An 18,295-nucleotide genomic window follows, 5' to 3' on the forward strand; every position below is an offset into this window, starting at 1 on the left:
GAGTCATAGCAAGAATTGTGGTGGTATTAATTTGTTGAGTAGCGATCATTAGTTGCAGGAGGGTAACGAGGAGTGGAATAGCTCCAACCGCAGCACTTTACATTGACCCGCCCTTTCTCAAGAGCTAGCGTCCGTCCAACACATGGTTGGCGCGAATCCAGAGTGGTTTCCGTGGGCGAAATGACATGAGCGACAGCTACCATCCCTATTTCTTTCTGACGGTCTTTCTCGTGGTGGCGGTTTTGTTCCCCCTTGCGCCTCTCCTGCTCGCCCGCTTATGGGCGAACCAATTCTCTCCTGCCAAACCCGGACTCCAGAAGAACGCCACTTATGAGTGCGGTCTCGAATCCAAGCAGGACGCGACGGTGCAGTTTCGATCCGAGTATTACCTGTACGCGATCTTGTTTCTGGTTTTCGATGTGGAGGTGGTTTTTCTGGTTCCATTCGCGGTGACCTTCACCGAATTGAGTGTGGGTGCCGCGCTGGCGATGCTCTTGTTCATCTTTCTCCTGGTGGAGGGGTTGGTCTGGGCGTGGATGAAGGGAGTCTTGCGATGGCGATGATCGACGCGGCCCTCCAGAACGAGCTGCAGAAGCAGGGAATCTTCGTGACCAAGCTCGAGGAGCTTTACAACTGGGGCCGGCGCAGTTCGGTCTGGCCGCTTCAGTTCGGTCTGGCCTGCTGCGCGATCGAGATGATGGCTGCCAGCATGGCTCGTCACGACCTGGCCCGGTTTGGTGCCGAGGTGTTTCGTCCTTCGCCGCGTCAGGCGGATCTGATGATCGTGGCCGGCACGGTCACCAAGAAAATGGCGCCGCAGGTGGTTCGTCTGTTCAATCAGATGCCGGAACCTAAGTATGTGATCGCGATGGGGGCTTGCGCGATCTCAGGCGGGCCCTTCAAGCAGGGCTACAACGTTTTGAAAGGGATCGATCGTTTTCTTCCTGTCGATGTGCATATCCCGGGCTGTCCGCCTCGTCCTGAAGCGCTGCTTCATGCGTTTATGACCTTGCAGCGGAAGATTGATGCGCAGTCGCTCACCGGTCCGAATCGGCCGCGACATCTCCAAGCGGAGCTACCGAGCGAGTTCCCCGTGCCCGAGTTCGGCGAGCACGATCTCGTTCCGCCGCGAAACGACTCCCTCTGGCGTCCGCCCGTGGCACGTGGTTGATCGGGTGAAAGGGAGCGTCCGCTGCGCTCGGGAGCGGGGGGATCGTCCAGCATGGAATCCCCGCAGCCCTCTTGGAACCCCCGCTGAACGAGGAAGAGGGAATGAGGCGATTTTGTGCCCACGGATTACACGGATTAGACGGAGGGGAACCGGATTTTGGTGAGGTATTCCTAGTTTGGATGGGCTGTCAGTGGTCTTGGTTCCATCCGTGTGGTCAGTGTGTTCCGTGGGCAACAATTCGGATTTTGGACAGCTCGGTTGGCTTACGTTTACGCGTTGCGAGTTCCTGTGCCAGCCGCTGAACGCGCGCTGCCCCCACTGAAGTGGGAACTCAGTTGTAGTGTGGGCCATGTCGGCCCAGGGGGTGTGAGGGGAGGGAAAGGATGACGATAGATCAAAACGCCGACAACTTTTCCTTGTGGTCGAGGCAATTCCGGATGGTTTGCGCCAGCGTCTCCGGCAGATAGGGCTTTTGCAGGAAATTGACTCCCTCGCGGAAATTGAAATCGGTCGCCACCACATCGACGCTGTATCCGCTGGTGAAGATCACGCGCAGCGTCGGTTTGTCGGCGCTCAACCGCTGCGCCAGTTCGCGGCCCGAAACTCCCTCGGGCATCATCATGTCGGTGAACAATAAGTCCACCTCGTCCTTGTGTTGATCCCACACCTGCAGTGCCTCGGTTCCCGACGACGCTTCCAAGACCCGATACCCATAGCTCTGTAAAATCTCCTTCACCAAGTCCCGCAGCGAGCCTTCGTCCTCCACCACGAGAATGGTCTCTTCTCCGCCCAGAGCCTGGCTTGGCTCCATCATCGTTTCGCTAGCGCTGGTCGCCTGGGCGCAGATTGGTAGATAGAGCCGGAACGTGGTTCCCACATCGAGATCGCTGCTCACCTCCACCCATCCTTCGTGCTGCTTCACAATGCCATACACGGTCGCCAGGCCTAAACCAGTACCCTTGCCGACCTCCTTGGTGGTGAAGAAGGGTTCGAAAATGTGGCTGAGCGTTTCCGGAGTCATGCCGCACCCGGTGTCGGTCACGGACAGGCAGACATACGTGCCGGGATGCGCCTCAGGATGGCGGGTCACATAACTCGCATCGATATCCACGCTCTTGGTAGTGATCGTGATGGATCCGCCGCGGGGCATGGCATCGCGCGCGTTGGCCGCCAGGTTAACGAGGATCTGCTCCATCATTCCGGGATCGGCGTTGATGATCGGCAGCTGACGCGCCCGATCAAACTGCAGGGCCACCTGATCCCCGACCAGGCTGCGGAGCATCTTCGTGATGTTCTGGACCACCTCGTTGAGGTTCATCAGCTGAGGCTGCATCGCCTGTTTGCGGCTGAACATCAGGAGCTGGCGCGTGAGATTCGCTGCGCGATCTGCGGCCAGGGAGATCTGCTTGACCGAGTCGTTGGCGCGATTCTCCAGCTTGGCCGTGCTCAAGAGCAGCTGGGCGTGGCCCTGAATGATGGTCAGGATGTTGTTGAAATCGTGGGCGATGCCGGCGGCCAGTTGTCCAACCGACTCCATCTTCGAGGACTGTCGCAGCTGATTCTCCAGATTGAGTCGGTCAGTGACGTCCTCCGACCAGGAATAGACGACCTGATGCGGGACAATGGGGGCGAACGACCAGCTCAGCGTCCGACGTCCCATGGTGGTGTCCATCCGGATCTTGCTCTGTCCGGTGGACAGGCACATTTTAACGATGGTCGTGATGTTGAGCGGCAGCACCTCGCGCGGATGGGTTTTTCCCAGGGCACGGGTCAGAGCCACCACCGCATCGTTGAAATAGATCAGATTGCCATCCGCCGCAAAGGCCCACACCGGATGCGGGTTGTAGCGCGGGAAAGCGGCTAGCCGTTCGATCTCGATTTCGGCCCGTTTGCGTTCGCTGATATCGCGCGAGACCAGCAGTGCCCGTTGAGGCTGTCCGCGCTCGTCGAAGATCCAATTCCCGGTCGTCTCAAAGCTCTGCCACTTGTTGTTCTGCATCCGCCAGCGGATTTCGACATTGCAGCCCTCTCGGAAAAACAAGGCTTCTTCGAAAGTGCGCCGGAGCGCCTTGACATCGCTGGGATGCACCCATTCCTCGTAGCTCTTGGCCAGCATCGCCTCCGGATCTTGTCCCAAGACCCGTTGGTGGGACGGGCTTACATAGAGAAAATGGTAGTCGAGATCCATCAGCGCGATCAGGTCGCGAGTGTTCTCGGTGATGAGTCGATACTGTTCCTCACGACGCCGGAACGCGAGTTCCGCATTGGCCTTCTCCGCTTCAAACCGGCGCTTCTCCAGCGCGTTGAGCACCGCCATGGGCAGGCGCCTCAGGCTGGCCTTGAGAATGTAATCCTGAGCGCCGCGCTTCATGCACTCGACCGCGATCTCTTCCGAGTGATGTCCGGTGACGAGAATGAGCGGGATGTCCTTGTGCTCGCTTTGCAAGAGTTCGAGCGCGTTGAGGACATTGAATTGAGGAAGAGTGTAGTCCGACAGGATGAGGTCCGGCTGGAAGGCGTGGATCTCATGGATGAACTGCGCCCGGTTTTCGGCACGGCGCGACTCAAAGGGGATTTTGGCGCGGTGCAGTTCCGTTTCGATTAACTCGGCATCCAGTTCCACATCCTCAACGATGAGGATTCGATCAATCCTTTGATGCATAAGCTTGGTAGGGGCTAGTGAGACACAACACCAATGACTTCCGCGCCGCTGGGCCATCATGGCCTGGTGGAGCGATCCTAGGTGAATTTCGGGTGACTGCAAGCTGCCTTTGTGGTCCAAATCAGACAAACTCAACTGCCGCCTGCGTCTCTAGTCTCAGACATGCCAACGCCGAATCTTGCCGATCTCTACGACGAGCACGCCTCGGCGCTTTTTGGCTTTCTCGTGAACTTCACCCGACACGACGCGGATGCCCGGGACGTTCTGCAAGAAGTGTTTATCAAACTGGTGCGGACTCCTGGGCTGATGGACGGAGTGCGGGATCCGCGAGCGTTCCTGTTGAGGCTGGCCCACAACCTGGCCATCGATCAGGGCCGCCGGCGTCAAACCCGCGACCGTTATCATGCGGAGTCCGGTGCTGATGCGGTCGAGCTCTTCGCGCCCGCTCCCGATCCCGATCGGCGTGCCTTCCAGTCGGCCCTCGGCGTTGCCCTGGCTGAACTTCCTCCGGATCAACGAGCTGTGGTGCATTTGAAGCTCTGGGAGGGGCTGACCTTCGATCGGATCGCCGAGGTGTTGGAAATACCTCTGAACACCGCTGCGAGTCGCTATCGCTACGGGCTAGACAAGCTTCGAGTCCACCTGCGTCCCCTCTATGACGAGATCCGATGAAGACTGACGACCCATTCGAACGACTCCTCGCTGAGCAGTCCCTGAAACCCGTGCCGAGCCACTGGCGCGACTCTATTCTGGCCACGGCTGAGGCCGCACGGTCGCCGGCGACCCCTCGTCCTCAGGCGGGCCTTTGGGACACATTGCGGTTTCTATTCTGTCCTTCGCCCCGGGTGGCCATGGGGTTGGGGGGCGTGTGGATTCTCATTTTCGGTTTAAACTACCTGTCGCTGCCGACCGTTGATCGGCCGGGACGAGTGACGCTGGCTTCCTCCTCTCCGGTTCTCCGCCTGGCGTGGTTGGAGCAGCAGCGCTTGCGTCAGCAACTGTTGAGCGAGGAGATTTCCAGTCCCGGGAGCACTCCCTCCCCGGTTCCCGCTCTCCGGCCGCGCAGTGCGCGTTCCGGGCAAACCCGAGTCTGTTAGCAACGTGAAGCTCGGCTTGATTCCAATCCGACGCCTCGAACCAACCTATGATGATGGTCGTTTTGATCTGATTCCTTAACTCCGAAGCTATGAATTCCTCCTCTGATTCGACGGTTCCTGTGCGCAGCGGATGGCTCCGCTGGTTGCGAAGATTGTTCTTTGCCGGCGTGGCCTTGGTCACGTTGCTGGTCTTGGCGGTAGCATGGCTGAATTGGACGGGAGAGCGAGAGTGGAAGCAGGTCCGCTCGCGTTTGGTGGAGCAGGGCGAGGCGGTGAACTTGAAGGATATGCTGCCACCGTTCCCTCCGCCGGAGCGAAATTTGGCCATGATCCCTTTGTTGTCCCCGATGCTGGACTATCGGACCCTGCCCAACGGGAGCATTGACTGGGCTGAGCCTGATTCACAGAAACGGCTGTTGTCGGGAGTTTTGATCATCTCCTCGAAAGAGCAGTCCACCAAACCGCCCCGGGCCGCGAAATGGCGATCCGGCGAGCTGACCGATCTGGTGGCTTGGCAGGACTACTATGCCGCCAATTCGGACTTCCCTCGTCCGGCCCAGCCCGGGACGCCGGGGCAGGATGTTTTGATGGCGCTCAGCCGTGATGCCTCCTCGCTGGCTCAGCTGCGAGAGGGATTGCAACGTCCTGAGTGCCGGTTCCCGGTCCATTATGATGACGCGAACTCAATGACGATTTTGTTGCCGCACTTGGCTGTGCTCAGGCGTGTCACGACCTATCTGCAGCTCTCCTCGCTGGCTCATTTGTCCGAGAAGCATCCGGTCGAAGCCTGGAACAACCTGGAGATAGGTTTCCGGTTGATGCAGGGCATCGAGCAGGAGCCCATCTTAATTTCCTACTTGGTGCGTAACGCGATGCTCCAGTTGATCGCTCAAACCATTTGGGAAGGGGCCGCTTACCGTCAATGGGATGCCGCGACGCTGGAGCGATTGCAGAAGGCCATGGAGTCGGTCGACATCCTCGGCCATCAACTGCGCTCGTTGCAGGGGGAGCGCGCCAGCATGAACGGGATGTATGAGCGCTGGGTGACAAGTCCCCGATCGTTGCAGCAGGACTCCAGCATGATGAGCGACGGCGGACTCCAGGGTAATCCGATCTCCGGGCCGATCACTTTGCTTTTTCCGCGGGGTCTGCTCCGGAAAAATCAGGCGGCCCACAATCTGTATCTGCTGGAGATGATTCAACGTTTGAAAGCCCTGCGCGAGCCGGGTGGGGGATACCAACCCATCCAGATGGAAGCCTTGTCCGGGGTGTTGCGCAGCTATCTCGAACCCAAATCGATTTTCAATTCTTTGGTCCGGCTCTTGGCTCCGGCCATCGAAAGAACCACGCTGAAGGGGTTGGAGGCACAGGCTACCCGGGATGTGGTGGTCGTAGCTATTGCATTGGAGCGCTATCATTTGGCCAAAGGACAATATCCGGAGAGCCTGGCACCCTTGGTTCCGGAGTGGATCAAGGTGTTGCCGGAGGACATTTTCACCGGCGAGCCCTTGAGGTATCAGCGGTCGGCGAACGGGAGTTTTACGCTTTATTCCGTTGGCCAGAATGGGGCTGACGATGGTGGCGAGTGGCCTCCGTCCTCGAAGACCGATCCTAACCGCAGCACTTCCGACGACATCGTCTGGCGCTATCCCAAGGAGTAGGACGGGCAAGGGGGGGGGAAGGTGTCGGGTGTCGTGTCGTAATCGTAATCGTAATCGTAATCGTAATCGTAATCGCCCCTCTCCCTCGGAAGACCCCGCTTCTCTCACACAGAGGCCGCGGTGGTCGCAGAGGGAAGCCTCAGCAGCCGGCCAGGAGGGAACCTATTTGCCGACGGATCACACGAACCACACGGATCGGCAAGGGACAGCCGAACCTGATGGTCTCAAACCAGGGCACAAGGGCACGAAGAGGAAACCGACCTGAAAACGGCAGTGATGACCTCGGATTTCGCGGATTGCTCGGATCGGAAAGATTCAACTCTTCAGGACTCTGGTTCTTGATCCGTGTGTTCCGCGTGTTCCGTGGGCAATATCTCTCTCCCTGTCCTCTCCTTCGTAATCGTAATCGTAATCGCCCCCTCGGAAGCCCGCCGCTTTTCTCACACCGAGGGAAAGGGAACCGAGGCAACGGCCGAAAAAGGAAGTGGTTGCCCACGCGGATCAGGAGGATGGTTCCGCAACTCTTCACTCTTCACTCCACCGGGCCTCTGGAGTAGAGTCGCTGCCATGGGCACGATTTCAGTCAGTAGCGACCAGGATGATCCTTTGGCCAAACGGATGGCGGCCCTGGGAATTCAGGAGTCCGACTTGGAGGAAACCTTTGTCCGTTCGGGCGGACACGGGGGACAGAATGTCAATAAGACATCCACGTGTGTGATGCTGGTTCATCGGCCGAGTGGCGTGCAGGTGAAATGTCAGACCACACGGCAGCAGGGGATGAATCGCGTCCTGGCCCGAACGATGCTGTTGGACAAGATCGAGGCGGAGCGTCGGAGCCAGCGGGCGGAAGCGCAGGCGGCCCGGGAGAAGGTGCGACGTCAAAAGCGTGGTCGCAGTCGCGCGGCGAAGCAGCGGATTTTGGCCAACAAGGCGCATCAGTCGCAGAAGAAAAAGCAGCGAGCGAACCGCCCAATCGATTGATCGGAACGTTTTTCTGAAAGGAGTCGGGCGGGAGACGCTTATGTAGAGTGTAACGTATCTATGTTAAGCGAACCCGGCACCGATTCACTCCTGCCGACGCGGCAGAGCCTGCTATCCCGGCTGCGCGACTGCCAGGATCAGGAGGGATGGCGGGAGTTTTTCGACACCTATTGGCGTCTCATTTACCGGGTCGCGCGGCAGGCTGGGTTGGATGATTCTGCCGCGCAGGATGTTGTGCAGACAACGTTCATTTATCTTTCGCGCCGGATGCCGAGATTTCGTTACGACCCGGCGCGCGGTTCATTCAAATCCTGGTTGTGTCGGGTGACGCGGTCTCGCATCGCCGTGTTCCGCCGCCGCGCCGAGTTCAAAGAACCCTCACTGCCTGACCTTGGGTTGGAAAAGGATGATGCCCCCGTGTGGGAATCCGTCCCGGACCCGACTGGCGACAAAGTGGATGAGATCTGGCAGCGCGAGTGGGAGGACAATCTGATCAAGGCCGCCCTGCGTCAAATCAGTCCCAAGGTTAGCGCCCAGCAGTTGATGATCTTTGAGATGGCCGCGCTGGGCGAGGTGCCGCTGAAGCAGGTGGCTCGCAAGCTCGATGTCAGTCTGATGCAGGTGTATTTGGCCCGTCACCGCGTCGGAAAATTGTTCAAGGCGGAAGTGTTGAGGTTGCGGCGGGAAACGGAATAGGAACAGAGGTTCATGAGTGCGCCACCGGTCATTCCTGATCACACGCTGCGCCGTCCGATCGGTCGGGGCGCCTATGGGGAGGTGTGGCTGGCGCGCAATATCATGGGAGCCCCCCGCGCGGTGAAGATTGTGTGGCGTCGGCACTTTGAGAGCGATCGGCCCTATGAACGTGAGTTCGCCGGGATCCAACGCTATGAGCCCGTTTCACGCAGCGCGGAAGGGTTGGTACATGTGCTCCACGTGGGACGCAACAACGCCGAGGGGTATTTTTATTATGTCATGGAGCTGGCGGACTCGGCCGTGCCGATGCCCGATCTCAACGGGCCGCTGGTCGGAGCTGCGGGCTCGGCGGAGCTGACGCCGCTCGCCGAATACGCGCCGCGCACCCTCCGATCCGACATCAAACTTCTGGGCCGTCTTCCCATCGCCGATTGCCTCCGTGTGGCATTGGATGCAGTGGGCGGGCTGGCGCGGCTGCACCAAAGAGGATTGGTGCACCGCGATGTCAAACCGGGCAATATTATTTTCGTGGATGGGCACGCGAAGCTCGCCGATATCGGGCTGGTTTCCCGAGAGAGCGAGGGCCGCACGTTCGTTGGAACGGAGGGTTACATCCCTCCCGAAGGGCCGGGTCAGCCCACGGCTGATCTTTACGCGCTCGGCATGGCGCTGTACGAAGCCGCGACCGGATTTCCGCCCGAGCGCTTTCCCAAGGCTCCTAAGGAGTGGTTCGCGGAGACCGCACCCCCAGAGCTGCTCGAGTTTCACGCCGTTGTGCTCCGATCCTGCGAGGGATCGAAGGCGCGTCGATATCAGAGCGCCGACGAAATGCAGGCCGATCTGGCGCTGCTTCAAAGCGGTCAAAGCGTGCGCCGCCTGCGTGCTTTGGAGGAACGCGTGGCGCGTTGGCGCAGCGTCGGATGGGCCGCGGGCATCAGCGTGGTGCTGGCATCGATGTTCGCCTTCGTGGGTCATTGGCGCGTCAAAGTGTTGGAGGAAACTCAGGCGCGGGAGACTCAGCTCCTGGACGACGCCCGCCATTCGCAGGCGCGGGCAGAGAATGCCGAGCGGGAGTCACGTCACCAGCTATACAGCGCCCTGCTTGAGCAGGCGCGGGCCAATGTTCGCAGCGGGGAGATGGGCCAGCGCGTGCGCGCCCTGGACGCGGTTCGACGGGCCGCCGCGATCTCCAACAGCGCCGAACTCCGTCGCGAGGCGATGGCGGCGCTCGCGCTTCCGGACTTGCGGCTCGACCGGGAAATGAAATTCCCGAGCGAGACCTCGCTGATCCAGCTGGATGCAACCTTCGAGCGCATCGCGCTGGGACGTCAGCGCGGGCCCGTCGAAATCCGATCGCTCAAGGAAGATCGGCTGCTGGCAACGCTGCCGGCGAGCACCAACCTGATCTGCTTTAGCGCGCTGTGGAGCGCGGATGGACGTTACATCGCGTTGAATCGCGACCACGACACCGCGGGCTATCGCAGCGATATCGAAGTGTGGGATCTGGCGTCAACGCCGCGGCGGGTTGTGCTGTTCCGCGACGCTCGATGGAAGGCGCGCGCGTTTCATCCCGGCCTACCGCGGTTCCTGGCCGGCGGCCCCGATGGTCTGATGGTGGCATGGGATCTCGAAACGGGAAAGGAGCTTGCCCGCGCTCGATTCGATGCCACCCCGCAGGAATTGGCCTATTCGCCGGATGGCACTCGAACGGCCGCCACTTATCAACGAACCGACGGATGGGGTGCCTCGGTTCATGAGGCGACGGGCGGTGCGATGATTTGCTCTCGTGTCTTTAAGTCTCAGATTCGCTCATTCGCCTGGCATCCGAGCGGGCGTTGGCTGGCCTTGTCCGAAACCGGGGGAACGATCTACCTGATGGACTCCAGCACCGGGGAGATTCAGGCGCTCGGGCGTCACAAGGCGGAGGCGGTCAGCACCACCTTCGAAGCGAAGGGACGCTACTTGATCACCGGGGCCTGGGGCCGTGAACTCATCTGCTGGGATATTAAACGCAAGCAGCGGGCTTTTGCCATCGATGTGGATGGGTTTATCGCTCAGTTTCGAAAAGATGGTCAGGCGTGCGCCTTCACGGACCACTCGCGTCTGCAGATCTGCACCTTCGAACGGCCGGGTTCGCACAGCGAGCTGGCCGAGGAAATGGCGCCCCAGACTAGGAATGCCGCCTTTTCCCCCGAAGGACGCTGGCTATCCGCCTCCAGCGCGGAGCGCCTAGGAGTCTGGGATCTGAGGAACGAAGGACCGGGTGCTTTCGTGAGCGATGGGGCGGACTCGCGGATGTATTGGGGGAACGACGGCATGCTGTTTGGTAGCAACAGTGGAGATGCGAAGTGCTTCCAATGGCAGGTTCGGTCGGCCACGAATGACAGCTCCCCCCCCACCCTTGAACCCCTCCTTCTCCGTCGCCCGAGTGGGCTGGGCTCGTTGTTCGTTCGATCCAATGCGGTGGCTTGGACCACGGCGCGCGGCTCCCAGATTCGGCTGCGACCTCAGCTGCCCCCGGAAGAGGAGGACTGGAAACCGACCATACAAGGCATCAACGGAATTTCGCCGGACCACCGCTGGCTGGCGATCTACGGCGCTTACACTCGACACCTGTCAGTCTATCAGCTGCCGGAGCTGCAGCTCGTGGCCCGGCTGACGAATCTCGCGAGGATTTCGGGATTCAGCTTCTCACCGGGCTGCGACCAGCTGGCCGTTGCCTCCACTGGCCAAGTTGAGTTTTGGAACACTCAAAGCTGGAACCGGGTGCGACTTGCGACCGGTTTTATTGGCCTACCCGTGGCAGGTGTCTTGTACCAGCCGGACGGCCGCGCGTTGTGGATGGCACGGAGTTCGCGAATTGCCGGTCTTCACGCCGCCGATGATCTCAGGTCCTTGCTTCCCCTGCCGAAAGGTTTGTATCCGCTCGCGCAGACGGAGGACGGCGGCAGGCTCGCTGTGAGTGTGGACGGCCGACGCATTCAGATCTGGGATTTGCAGGTGTTGCGCAGCGAACTCGCGGAGCTCGGGCTTGGGTGGTAGAGCGCAGCCCTCGGGGCCGCCTATCGCTCTCGACGCCCTAGAGCACTTCGACCGTTCGCCAAAGCCTTCTCACGTCGGCTCCTACACTCCGGACTGTAGTTTGCTGCTCGAATGAAACCATTTCGACATTTCTGAAAGGATTCTGACTGGGCCGGCTTATTCAGGTCGTGAAAAACGCATCTGTGGTTCATTGGCGCTGGATCAAAACCTTAATCGTGGCCTTCGTCCTTCTGGGGCAGGGCCTGGATCTCGGCGTGTGGCGCACACTCGCTCAAACATCCTCTGCGAACCTGTCGATCCCCGGAAACCTCTCGGTGGTCCTCGAACCGGCTGAGGCCGTCGAAGGAGGAGCCCAATGGGCACTGGATGGTGGGTCGCCTCGCTCCTCGGCTGAGACGGCGACCGGTTTGAGTGCCGGAACGCATCTCGTGCAGTTCGGTGTAGCGGAAGGCTGGCTCAAACCCGACGATCAGGAGGTGCTGGTGATTGGCGGAAAACTGGCCACGATGGTGGCGCGCTATCGTCCGGTGCCTCGATTCTATTTTCGGTCGGTGCCGGAGCAGCGCGTGCAGGTTGGCAAAGCGGTTGAGTTGCTGGTGCATACGGAGGATGCCGATGATCCTCAGAGCCCAGGTTCGGGTGCGGAGTTGCAGATGACGGCCACGCCACCGCCCGCGGGTCAGATCGCCTTCGAGAGCGCGAGCGGGCGCTTCCGTTATGCCCCGGTAGCCGCCGATCGCTTGCCGTTCACGGTTACCCTGCGCACCGCGCAGGGAGTCGAAGGTTCCTTTGAGATCACGCCTGTCAGAAGCCTGGGGGCTGAGGCGTCGGTCATCGAATACGATCGCCCGATGCCGGATGCCGAGAGCCGAGACTACATCCAAATCAGCGAGGTGCCGAATGCCCCGGAAACTTTCAACGACGCGATGCAGGAAACCTTTGTCGTCAGCATCTCGGGCCCGACGCTCGTCTTCGCCAACGAGCATCGCGCGCAGCTACTCCGACAGTTTAATGCGCGTGAGAACATCCGAGAACTGCGCCTGTATGCCGATAAGGTGATCATCGGGAGCCCGCTGACCCTGCCCCAGACGGAAATCACCATTCACGCGCGGGAGATCCGGTTCGAGAATGATGGGCGCATCGACACTACCCCGCGCGCGCGGGCGCGCGTTCCCGCCGGGGCGGTATGGGAGGACGATATGTTCGGCGGTCACAGCGGCGATCCTGGCCACGCCGGCGGGAGCGTCAACCTGCTCGTGGAACGCCTCTCGGATCCCACGTCCCTCACCCGATTCTTCCTGCGCGGCGGCAATGGCGGTCCGGCGGGAGAGGGGCGGGACGGACGTTCCGAGCTGACGGTGAACTTCTTATCGGCCGATTGGTATAAGCTCATGTCCAGGGCGAATAATCCCATCTGCGGATCGGCCGGGAACGGAAGCTCCGTGATGCTGTGGCTCGAGGAACGATTAAGCAATCGGGTGGTCAGCGTTTGCGGTGAGAAAGTCACCGCGTTTGGCGAGCACGCCGTTCCCTCTGGGAGCCCAGGCCAGGGTGGATCTGGCGGCCATTTGCGCACCACCATCGCCTCTTTATCATCTCTGGAAGCACCCGGGGGTCAGGGTGGAGCCCGCGGGGGGGATCACGTCGGCGGCACGCTTTCCGCGCGGGCGTTTCTTTATCGGGTCACTAACACGCGATATGATCGTTTTGGTGAAGAGATCGTCTCGATCTCGGATACCGCCGCCCCCAAGTCGGTGGGCCGAAGCTACGCCGCGCCGCTGAGTTTTCCTGGTGCGGCCGGCAGCGTGCAGACTGAGACCAATGCCGGCGCCTGGCTTCATTCCTTCACCGTGAGGAGCGTGCTGCACTATGCAAAGGATGCCTACCTGAACGGGCGAACGGCCGAAACGCGGCGGATGCTCGGCGAGTATCAACAGCTGATTCGCGCCCACCAGCGGGAGATTCCACCGGAACAGGAGATTTCCGACACTGCGTTCTCGGAGAAAGTAAACCTCGATCAACTGCTGGCGGAGATCGAGAATCTCATTCATCGCATCGACTCCAACCTGGATTATTTCGGCAACCCAGCCGGCTGGGTGCCCATGCTATCATTCGAGGCAAACCTGCTCGCCTTCCAGAGCGAGATCCAGCATTCGATTCCCATTCTATACCTCTCCTATTGGCTGAACCACGCAGCCACCAATATTCAAGCCTCCCTGGAGGCGACGGAGGAGGCCAAGGATGGCTTGGAATCCGAGCGGGAACGCTTGGAATCGGCCTTCAACGCCGCCCAGACCATCATCCCTCGGCTTAAAACCGAGGCGGAGACGATGAGCTTTCGAATTGGCATGCTCAACGGACGGATTGCCGCCAAGCTCGCCGAGCTGGAGCAACGTGCGCGTGATAATGTAACCGAACGCCATAAGCTGCCTTTCTGGAAAAAGAGCTTGGGGGTCTTGTCCGTCGTGGCTGACCTCATTCCCGTTGGACAGCCGACCATCGGGCGCATCGGGGCCGGGCTCGGTTTGCTCGCGCAGGTCGATCCCGACCATCCGCTGCAGAGCGCCAAAGCCCTCGCGCCACAGGCCTTTGGTGTGATGACCAATAAGAATATATCTGTCTGTTTTGGTTCGAACGCCCCGCCGGTCACCGTCACGAACGTGCCGGGCATGACCAACACCCCCAGCGGTACGAACGCCGTCAAGAAGGCGCGGCAGGATCGGTTGAAGCAGCTGACCACGTGCGCCAAGTTCCTCGGCGGAGAACTCAAGGAACTCGCCGGAGTGTTCAAGGAGGCGCAGGTGGGGGATGATGAACTCGCGGCCGAACTCGAAAAGCTCAAGGCGGCCGACACCCATCTGATTGCGCTGACGTTGGAAGTGGCGACACTGAATGCGGACAAGGAACGTTTTGCCCAGGAGCTGGCGTCGGCCTTGCAGGTCATTGGGTCGTTCAGCGCCGGGTTGGCCGAAAATCTGGTAGCCACCCACGAGTTCGAGGATCGGATCGCAGCGCAGATCAATGTGCTGGATCACGGAGCTCTGATGCACATCAAGGAGATGGAGCGCCGCGCCAAGGACAGACTGGTGCAATACCAGTACTTCCTGGCCAAGGCGTTTCAGTACCGGAGGCTGCAGCCGTTCAACGGAAACCTCCAGCTCACGCGTCTCTTCACCCGCTTCCAGCAGCTGATCGAAGCCAACAGCCCGCACCTGCTCACGGCGGACGAGTTTGATCGGCTCAAGGGGATCTTTGTGAACGAGCTGCGAGAGTTGGTGGCGCAGTCGCTGGACAATGTGAACGCTCCCTCGCGGTCGTTTCCCAAGAGCTACCGACTGAATGCTGACCAGCGTCGCCAGCTCAACGAGCAGGGCAGGCTCGTGTTGAACCTCAAGGATCTCGGCTTGATCAATCCGGGCGACGAGAACGTCAGGATTGCCGACCTGCGCACGCGCACCCTCGCGACTCATCCAGACGGCCCGGTGGGTTCGTTGGCGCTGGTGCGAGTGAACTATGAGCATCGAGGGGAGTCGCGGTTGACTTCCGGCGGACGAACCTTCCTGTTCCGACACTACCAGACTGAGTCGGTGAACCCGATTGTGTGGAACGCGATTTTTGACGCGAACACTGGCCAGACCGTGAACAGCACGCCGTCTGCCGCACAGCAGTCGCTCATCAGCGTGCTGCTTCAACAACAGCCGGTGCCCTTCACGAACTTGGTGTTCTACACTCAGCCGGCAGCCCACGCGGAAATTCTCCTCACGAAGGATGTTTCCTCGTCCAATGGGACCGATTTTGTCATCGACGATTTGTTGTTCGAGATTCAGTACGACTTCTCGCCCACGACCGGCAACCTGCGTGAGCTAAGCGTTCGCGTGAACGATGATCTTAAGCCGGTCATCGCGGTGAGTCAGGCCGACATCAACAGCCTTCAGGATGGCTTGGGCGATTTCAACCGTGTGTTCCCATCCTTTACACTGATCACTCTCCAGGCCCCGAGCAGCTACGGTCAGTACGTGTTTGATCGGTGGTTGGTGAACAACGAAGCGCAAACCACCCCGTTTCCCGCCCTGGCGGTTTTCCTGGCTGGCAACACCCAGGTTGAGGCGCGCTATCGGATCACCGGACCGCTGCGGCTTGTCCCGGTCGCGACCCCGCCCGGGCAAGTGGGGTTCAGCTTCGTGTCCGAGGTGGGCAAGACCTATCTCATCGAGCAAAGCCCGCGCCTGACGAGTCCCGATTGGACCCTGCTGGAGGCGCGGAACGGTGACGGCTCCACGCTTCAGTTCACGCGTCCCGCCAGCGCGAACGCCGGATTCTTTCGGCTGCGCGTCAGTCCATAGTCCCCATCCCTAGAAAACCAAACAGGGGCGCCTCACCTCCGGGGGGTGCCCCTTTCTCATGCTAGATTGGACCTTGAGTCGACACGCGACGGCAGGGAGAGACTCCGTCGAGCCCACGAAAGCTCGAGGCTCTGCTATTATCGAGAGATCAACTCCGAAGAGGACATTTGGACATCGATGACGCCCCATCCTCCTTGCCTTGGGTCCTATTTGAGTGTGTTGCCTGATGCGCTTGAACGGCCATTTCCGCCTCGACTTTTTCCCTTCCTAGCTTATTCTTCCGCAAGGAATTGGAACTCGAGGCAAGGCATTACCCCGGATAGGCAGGCGCTTGAGTAAACTCAAAACATGAGCGAGCTTACCCGACACATATCGTTATGCCACGTAAGTGATCGGTAATTTCCGTCTGCGATTGTGAAACAGAAACGCATCATTATCGGCCTGGCCTCCATCGTCGCTGCACTCGCCGCCTGGGGCGTCATTGCATACCCTTTCAGGTATTCTTCGGTCTGTGACAGATGCGGCGAAGTACGGCACACTACAGAGTGGATGCTGCCGTTCAGCGACTTTACGCTTCTCAGCCACTCAGCTCAGTCCAATTCGGTTTTGGCACACACTCTGTCTGCCAACGGTATCATTCAGCCACACCCGCATCATTGGCTTTTTAGTGCCGGCGGCGGGCATGGAGTTCGATGTGCCATTGGCCCCGGGAGACACATCATGGGTGTGGTCAATTCGGAAGAGTTCGCCAGCGTTGTCGTCAGGATTCATGCCTATGGTCTTATCGGTATCAGCGACCGAATCTTGCGAGGCGCACTCGATCCGAGCACTTCTCGCACTTTTTCGATGTTGGCCTTAGGCGTTCCTAAAGAGCCGACGACGGTCGTAGCGGTAGAGAGTTGGTTCACGGAAGAGTCCAAATATATCCCCGAGCTCGAGCGCCGAACAGAAACGGGGACGACCACCGGGATCTCTCCCAATGAACGGTCAACTGCTACGCAGTCATCACCTTGAGAGCGTCAGTTCCAGAGCTCCCTCGGCGGAGGTCGACATTCGCGGGCCGATTGAAACCGAGCAATTGGGTGCGCCGCGATTTGCACCAGGTTGCTCTCCCGGATGACAGCAGAACGCGATGGAATCGCGGGGTTCCTCCAAGATGGGATTTCGGTGTGCAGCCCGATCCCAAGCCGCCAGTCTTCCGTTGCCGACAGACAGCGCTAGCTTGGCACAACATCGAAGGGTTGCTTGAGTCATTCAGTGACGGCAGCTACTTCGGGGCAAGTCATCAGTTTCTCGATCAGCACGGCAAGGTTCAATTGGTCATTTCTGGAGGACGCGGGTGGTGAGCACTTTTACAACGCATCCTAAGCCACTCCATCCAACAGCCCTGAGTTTCTTCCGTCGATTCCGTCTGCAGGAATCGACCAGCCCGTCGTAAGCATTTCAAACTTTTTGAGATTCGCCGATTGTAACCTAACAGGTCGCGGTGCCTCCCCGGGAGGCACTTGACCACTTCGCACCTATATATGACTACCGAAGAGTTTGTTCGCGGTTTCAAGGTCGAGAAGGACCGATTGTTGAAGAGTTACATTTCGGGGTCCACCGAGACGGCTGTCAGCGCACATATTCGCTCCATGGGGCTGAATACGGAACAGTCTGACACGATGCGGGAAGTCCTCGACCAGGCACTGACCGATACTTTTTATACTATTCTGCTTGGCCTGGATGGATGCGCTCGCATTGGCGATGCGCTGCAGCAGGGTTTCAAGATTCAGGCGGAGGACGGTTCGGAGATTTCTAGTGGGGGCGGAGCGATTGAGGCGCTCGCCTATGAGTATTTTCAAACATGACGCCCAACGGTTCCTTGACCGCATCGCCGCCAGCCTTCGAGGAGTTGGCCCTGATGAGTGAGGTTTTAGGTTCTCCTGCGGGGTCGATTGCGGGGAGTTCGACTCCGTCGAAGAGACCAAAGCGGTAGAGGTCTACCGCACTCCAGGTCGAGAAGCGGTTGATGGTTCTTTAGCTATGGAGATGGCGCTCCATCGGAAAAACACAGATGAAAACACACGCTGAGTTTCGATCTTCCAAGTTCCCGCCTTATGAGGGCGAGGAAGAGCAAATTAACCCCGGGCTCTGGGGCAAACGGTTGGCAGAGTATCTGGTCGCCAAGCTTTCGGATCGGGGGTTTGTAACCGAGCCGATGGTGGCCGAGGATTGGGGCTGGTACATTCCCATTCGGAATGACGGGTTTCGGTTGGCGGTTTGTTGTGGGCATCAGGATGGGGAAGATGACCAGTTCATCTGCTTCACCGATCCCGCTACCCCGGTGGTCACCAAATTCTTCTTCAAGAAAATCGATGCGACCGAACCGCTGACTCGGCTGACTGAGGCGTTGCGGGAGATTCTTGCGTCGGATCCTGAGATCCGAGATGTGATTTGGAGCGAATCGGCGCGCTAAGGAAAGGGCCCGAGTTTCAAACTGCGAAGGACGCTATGCCTGAAGCCCAATCCATGCAGTCGTTCAGCACGCGTTTGCTTGATTTTTTTGCGAAATCCTTCGTTGTTCGTCGCTTACGTATTTCGCTCAATACGCTCGCTCCTCACGCCTCGGTTTTCGCAAAAACCTGCTGCGCAACCGCATG

13 protein-coding genes are annotated in these 18,295 nt (G+C 59.5%); 12 read left to right on the top strand and 1 reads right to left on the bottom strand.

Features of this window, described 5'->3' with window-relative positions; translation table 11 throughout:
- The first annotated feature begins 185 nt into the window (after positions 1-185).
- Together JNN07_12295 and JNN07_12300 are read left to right on the top strand one after the other, a co-directional pair.
- Positions 186-563 carry an NADH-quinone oxidoreductase subunit A gene (locus JNN07_12295; GenBank protein ID MBL9168514.1) on the top strand — a complete coding sequence of 126 codons (378 nt, stop codon included), beginning with the start codon at positions 186-188 and terminating at the stop codon, positions 561-563.
- Entirely contained in the window at positions 554-1,171 is a 618-nt protein-coding gene (locus tag JNN07_12300) for an NADH-quinone oxidoreductase subunit B (protein MBL9168515.1), read from the top strand. The genes JNN07_12295 and JNN07_12300 overlap by 10 nt, the downstream gene beginning before the upstream one ends.
- A gap of 394 nt (positions 1,172-1,565) precedes the next feature.
- On the opposite strand, the gene JNN07_12305 is transcribed toward JNN07_12300, so the two are convergent.
- Complete coding sequence (locus tag JNN07_12305) at positions 1,566-3,833, bottom strand: response regulator (protein MBL9168516.1); 2,268 nt, start codon at positions 3,831-3,833, stop codon at positions 1,566-1,568.
- 162 nt (positions 3,834-3,995) lie between these two features.
- Here JNN07_12305 and JNN07_12310 point away from each other — a divergent pair, with 162 nt between their 5' ends.
- From JNN07_12310 to JNN07_12355, 10 genes are all read left to right on the top strand, one after another.
- Positions 3,996-4,505: an RNA polymerase sigma factor gene (locus JNN07_12310; protein MBL9168517.1), complete on the top strand. Its 510-nt coding sequence runs from the start codon at positions 3,996-3,998 to the stop codon at positions 4,503-4,505.
- Positions 4,502-4,930 (top strand): hypothetical protein, encoded by a 429-nt coding sequence (locus JNN07_12315; GenBank protein MBL9168518.1) that lies wholly within the window; start codon positions 4,502-4,504, stop codon positions 4,928-4,930. Before JNN07_12310 ends, JNN07_12315 begins: the two co-directional genes overlap by 4 nt.
- 89 nt (positions 4,931-5,019) lie before the next feature.
- A complete protein-coding gene (locus tag JNN07_12320; GenBank protein ID MBL9168519.1) occupies positions 5,020-6,591 on the top strand; it encodes a hypothetical protein in 1,572 nt (523 codons plus the stop codon).
- A 567-nt stretch (positions 6,592-7,158) separates the two neighbouring features.
- The gene (locus JNN07_12325; protein MBL9168520.1) at positions 7,159-7,572 is read left to right on the top strand and encodes a peptide chain release factor-like protein; all 414 of its coding nucleotides are present in this window, start codon (positions 7,159-7,161) and stop codon (positions 7,570-7,572) included.
- Between the two features lie 60 nt (positions 7,573-7,632).
- A complete protein-coding gene (locus JNN07_12330) occupies positions 7,633-8,268 on the top strand; it encodes a sigma-70 family RNA polymerase sigma factor (protein ID MBL9168521.1) in 636 nt (211 codons plus the stop codon).
- 12 nt (positions 8,269-8,280) lie between these two features.
- Positions 8,281-11,310, top strand: a complete 3,030-nt coding sequence (locus JNN07_12335) for a hypothetical protein (GenBank protein ID MBL9168522.1) — start codon at positions 8,281-8,283, stop codon at positions 11,308-11,310.
- Between the two features lie 167 nt (positions 11,311-11,477).
- Positions 11,478-15,653, top strand: a complete 4,176-nt coding sequence (locus tag JNN07_12340; GenBank protein MBL9168523.1) for a hypothetical protein — start codon at positions 11,478-11,480, stop codon at positions 15,651-15,653.
- Between the two features lie 414 nt (positions 15,654-16,067).
- A complete protein-coding gene (locus JNN07_12345) occupies positions 16,068-16,667 on the top strand; it encodes a hypothetical protein (protein ID MBL9168524.1) in 600 nt (199 codons plus the stop codon).
- 512 nt (positions 16,668-17,179) lie between these two features.
- On the top strand, positions 17,180-17,503 hold the full coding sequence (locus JNN07_12350; GenBank protein ID MBL9168525.1) for a hypothetical protein: 324 nt from the start codon (positions 17,180-17,182) through the stop codon (positions 17,501-17,503).
- A 206-nt stretch (positions 17,504-17,709) separates the two neighbouring features.
- On the top strand, positions 17,710-18,111 hold the full coding sequence (locus tag JNN07_12355) for a hypothetical protein (GenBank protein ID MBL9168526.1): 402 nt from the start codon (positions 17,710-17,712) through the stop codon (positions 18,109-18,111).
- Positions 18,112-18,295: the final 184 nt, after the last annotated feature.

The sequence above is a fragment of the Verrucomicrobiales bacterium genome, from assembly GCA_016793885.1.
GTDB lineage: Bacteria > Verrucomicrobiota > Verrucomicrobiia > Limisphaerales > UBA11320 > UBA11320.